Source organism: Candidatus Culexarchaeum yellowstonense (assembly GCF_024707025.1).
Taxonomy (GTDB): Archaea; Thermoproteota; Methanomethylicia; order Culexarchaeales; family Culexarchaeaceae; genus Culexarchaeum.
This window is the reverse complement of sequence record NZ_JANGFQ010000255.1, coordinates 1-4673: the sequence shown is the minus strand read 5'-3', so window position 1 is coordinate 4673 and position 4673 is coordinate 1. Positions and strand designations below refer to the sequence as shown.

Here is a 4673-nt window from a genome sequence, read left to right as displayed (position 1 = left end):
ATATTCTACAAGTGATTGCTGAAGACCCAAACATATACGAAGAACCCAAGCTTTACGTAGTTGTATCTAAACCTATTCCAAGCGAAGTAATAGAAAAAATCCTTCAACATCCAGTAATAAAACGTGTGTCTATAAGCTAAAGCAATCGTACAGTCATCCCTTAAAATCTTCCACTTAACACAATTATAACTCCTTCATTCACTTTTTTTAACCTAAGATGGGGTATGAGATAATGCGTATTAATATGCAAGTTAGAGAGTGCGAAAGTTTAATGAAATGCTAATGGTTGAACTGACAGACTGCGGAAAAATTAAAATGACTTAATCTCCAAATTTATTTGATCAGAATTGATTTTTAACTGTATATGTAAATACGATAATCTTTCCATTAGAATAAAGGTTGTAACTAGTGTTTTGATAGATATTAAAGGGAGAGACTTCAATCAACTAGAATCAGAGATTTCAGAGCGCATGAGAGGGCAAAGCTGCAAGTTTTCAGATAAAGATCGAAAAGTGGTGGAGGATACGTTGTTAAGAAGTGTCCGAAAATTGCTGATGAACGGAGGGGTGAAATGGAGATGACGGAGAAGAATATTCTAACTGTAAGGATTCTTGAAGGAATGGAAAAATCGAGTGGGTGTCCATTATGCTATCTTTGGACTGAATGTGAAGAGCGTTATTTGAAGCATATGCTTACAAATGAAGTGGTGATGGATCCTGCCTTTAGGGGGAAGGTAGTGGCTGCTGGAGGCTTCTGTAATCGTCATGCACATATGTTGTACCGAGCTATCCACGGAGGTGATGTTGAAGATGGTTTAGGCTATGCCCTTTACATGAAAGATATAACTGGAAAAATTATGGAACAACTTTCTCATCTACAAGAAAACTTATCAAATAATTTTAAATCTTCAAAAAGTAGAATGCCATTTCATAGGAAGAAGAGGGATACTACTGCACTAGATAACATAATAAATTATGATGCTCGAAGGCAACAGTGTCCTATATGTGAACACTTATGGTCAATGAATCAAATATATTTGCACACGCTTGTTCAGATGCTGGATGATGATGAGAATTTCAGGATAAAATTCAGTTCATCAAAAGGACTTTGCCTTCCACATTTTGCATCGGCTATGCAAATAATTCACATTAACAAACTTAAAAATCCAATTCATGTAGTCAAAGCACTTATCGATGCAGAAATAAAGAATCTTCAATTAATAGAACATCTACTATCAGAATTTATAAGAAAACAAAGCTGGGAGTTTAGAGATGAACATCTTGAAGAGGAAGTCAATGCAAACATTCTTGCACTAAACTTTTTATTTGGTGCAGAAGGAGTTTATCTAAAGAAATAAATATCTACGCCATTATTTTTGTTGATGGTGTTCTATGCGTGTAGGTATTTCAACGCTGTTTTGTATTGGTGAGAGATTTTCTGACGTTGTGGAGCGTTTACGGACTATAGATGTTGAGCATTTGGAGGTTGTTGATGAGTGGCCTCATGAATTCAATGATTTTAGAGTTAATTTGATTAGGAGGATTGTTGAGGAGAGGGGGTTGAGCTTATCCATTCATGCACCCTTTGCAGATGTTAATATTGCATCGACATCTCCAACCATGAGGAACACTGCTTTGAGGAGGCTTAAAAGGTCTATGAAGCTTTCAGCAAAGTTGAACCCTACAATTTGGGTTTTCCATTCAGGGGTTAGAAGCCCAATTGGTAGCATGCTTCCCAACATGGATTGGAAGTTCAACTTGAATTCTATACGTGAATTGTTACATGAAGCTAGGAAATATGATTTGAAGATAGCTATAGAGAATTTCCCAGTATCATCCACACTTTTAGTTAGGGGAGTTGAAGATTTCGAGAAGCTTTATGGGGATTTAGGCGTTGATGCATTGGATTTGGGTATAGCATTTGATGTTGGGCATGCAAATATTGGTGGGTATATTGATAAGTTTATGGAGAAGTTTAAGGAGAGGATAATTCACGTTCACGTGCATGATAATGATGGAAAGGTGGATTCACATTTAGGAATAGGATTTGGAAGTATAAGTTGGGCTAAAGTCTTAAATTCCCTTAAGAAGATGAATTATAGAGGGGGTTTAGTAATAGAATCAATTAGCAATGTTAAAGGAAGTATTGAGAATATGAGGAAATTGATTGAGCATTAAACGCTTTTACATTCGGTCTTTAAATTAAATACTTAAGTATAAAGCTCTTAGATAAGTTATGATAGATGCAAGTATCAGAGTGGGCATGGAAACTATAACTCCTATTTTGATCCAATCTTTAAAGGATACGTGTTGTCTACGTTCAACGATACCTATGGCAACGATATTGGCAGTACTTCCTATTGGTGTGAGATTTCCCATGTAAGTGCCAGCGTAAAGCATCCCCCACCAGTATGGGAAAATGTTCAGTCCATAGTTTTGGAATTCTTTTACGATTGGTATTAATACGGCAACTGCTAAAACATTATCCATCATGGAACTCAAAAATCCAGCACTTAATACGAAGAACATATAAAGTTCGAAATCCTTAAGTCCAAGTCCCAAATAACCTTTTGCAATTACGTCAATGACTCCTACGTACTTCAACGTTCCCACAGATGCGAATAGAACTAGGAAGAATAGTAAAGTCCACCAGTCTACACGTTCTTCAATTATTTCTCTAGCTCTTGCTCTTTCCAGTAGAAGGACTATGCCTGCAGAGATTAGGGCAACTCCAATTAGCATGACGCCTTCGGATAAACCGAAAAGTGCTTCAATTTGGTGGTGGAGGACTAGTCCAGTTAATGTTCCAAGGAATATTACCCAATGAATGGTGTGATCCTTATTCTTTGGTGATTTGTCGCTATTACTGGAGATTTCTTCCACCTTTATGTTTTTTATGTAATTGGAATAGTATTTTGAACATATGAATGCTATTATTAGTAGGGAGAGGAGAGCCATGGGTAAAGACCATAATAGGAAATCTACAAATGTTAATCCACTTTTTAATGCTATCATGACTCCTATGGGGTTGCCTACTACTGTGGCGCTACTCCCTATATTTGTAGCGAACACTGTTGCCATCATTAATGGTATCGGATTAATTTTAGATATTGTTGCCAATTGTAAAACCAATGCTGTAATGAATAATATTGATGTTACTTCATCGACTAAAGCAGCTAGTAGGAAGGAGGCTATCATAAGTGCATAGAAAACCCTCATAGGATTCCCTCTACCTATTCTCATTATCTTTTCCAATATGTATTCGAAAAATCCTCCCTCCTCAAGATAACCTATAACTGTCATCATTCCAACTAGGAAAATTATAACATCGAGTCCAGCAAACTCTATAAAGTGTTCCATGTCAAGTGTTCCAAAGACAAATAGAAGTGCGAGTGCAATGAAGCCTATTGCAAGTCTAAATTTCCAAAATAGTAGGGTAGCAGCAGTTTTTGCTACGAAAAGGGTTGTTGCTACTGTCTGGACATCTGTTAAGCCAAGTGTAGGGCAAAGAATAGCCGTGAGCAGAGTGATGGCAATAAATACGATAGCCTTTACGGTTTCCTTCATTAGAATCACACCCCCCTCATCCATAAGCTATGATGATCACTTCTTTGAAATTGAATTATGAAACACTATATATATCTTTTGTTTGGTGCATGTTCAATAATATATGTTTTTTTACGATTGTTCCGTTTTTAACTTGCAAACTATACAGTAAGCGTCATCTTTTTTAGAAATCCATACATCGTAACCCATATTATACATGGTCATAATCACATCGCGCCATGGGAAGGTGATTGGATCTGAAATTGTTATTTCATACCCTCCATAAACTTTTGCTATTTTACCAGTGGAACCAACAACCTTATTCAAGAAATCTTCTACATTTTCAACTGGTTTACTAAGAGCTTCCAATCTCACTCTTTTCTCCTCAATTTCCTTTCTCTTCTCTTGTCTAAGAACGTCAAGTTCACTTTCTAACCTTTTAATTTCACCTTCAAGTTCTTTGATCCTTACTTCTTGATCTAATCTAGAGGTCATTAAACCAATAGATTTCAGAAAACTTTCAGCATTCTTAGCTATCATGTCTTTAAATCCAAGTCCTAAAGCTAAACCCATGGCAAGCGCCATTCCAGCAGCTAAACCCCATGCCATGGCGCTAACGAAAATATTAACTAATGTGATGTCAAGCTTCATAACTGAGAGTGCTGTTAGAATCACGATAATATACATGAAAAGCCTTGTGAAAAAGCCTACGACTCCGGCATGTATAAATTTAATTTCCTTTAGGGAATTCACAATGATTTTCGATATGAATTCAGCAAATAATAAGCCAAATCCGATAATTAAAAATCCTGAAATTAAGTAAGGTATGTACCCAACAATTATCACAAGTAAATTGCTTAAAGCGGTTATTTGAAGAATGTCTGCTACAACAATTAAAGTAGCCAAATATACTGCCCACTTTGCCAAAGTACCAATTAAACTACTTAAAGTTAAATTGGCCTCCTTTAATGTCTTACCTAAACTTGAATTGCCAATCACTTTATCTACGCCAAACTTACCCATTATGATCGTTACCATTTTACCCACAAGCTTTCCAGCAATAAAACCCAAAACTAATACCATAATAATTTCTATGATCTTAGGCAATAGGGACAATATCATTTCTAG

Annotated in this window: 4 protein-coding genes; 2 read left to right on the top strand and 2 right to left on the bottom strand. The window is 36.2% G+C overall.

Features of this window, described 5'->3' with window-relative positions:
* The first annotated feature begins 571 nt into the window (after positions 1 to 571).
* Together MRT15_RS12335 and MRT15_RS12330 are read left to right on the top strand one after the other, a co-directional pair.
* Positions 572 to 1357 (top strand): DUF6062 family protein, encoded by a 786-nt coding sequence (locus tag MRT15_RS12335; RefSeq protein ID WP_304330592.1) that lies wholly within the window; start codon positions 572 to 574, stop codon positions 1355 to 1357.
* A gap of 34 nt (positions 1358 to 1391) precedes the next feature.
* Positions 1392 to 2177, top strand: coding sequence for a sugar phosphate isomerase/epimerase (locus MRT15_RS12330; RefSeq protein WP_304330591.1), 786 nt, complete (start codon positions 1392 to 1394; stop codon positions 2175 to 2177).
* A 24-nt stretch (positions 2178 to 2201) separates the two neighbouring features.
* On the opposite strand, the gene MRT15_RS12325 is transcribed toward MRT15_RS12330, so the two are convergent.
* Positions 2202 to 3566: an SLC13 family permease gene (locus MRT15_RS12325; protein WP_304330590.1), complete on the bottom strand. Its 1365-nt coding sequence runs from the start codon at positions 3564 to 3566 to the stop codon at positions 2202 to 2204.
* Between the two features lie 111 nt (positions 3567 to 3677).
* Positions 3678 to 4673: hypothetical protein (locus tag MRT15_RS12320; RefSeq protein WP_304330589.1), on the bottom strand; the 996-nt coding region annotated here is incomplete at its 5' end.

Excerpts from the sequence above, each read along its gene's own strand:
- MRT15_RS12335 (WP_304330592.1), top strand. The coding sequence starts at position 572 with ATGGAGATGACGGAGAAGAATATTCTAACTGTAAGGATTCTTGAAGGA.
- MRT15_RS12330 (WP_304330591.1), top strand. The coding sequence starts at position 1,392 with ATGCGTGTAGGTATTTCAACGCTGTTTTGTATTGGTGAGAGATTTTCT.
- MRT15_RS12325 (WP_304330590.1), bottom strand. The coding sequence starts at position 3,566 with ATGAAGGAAACCGTAAAGGCTATCGTATTTATTGCCATCACTCTGCTC.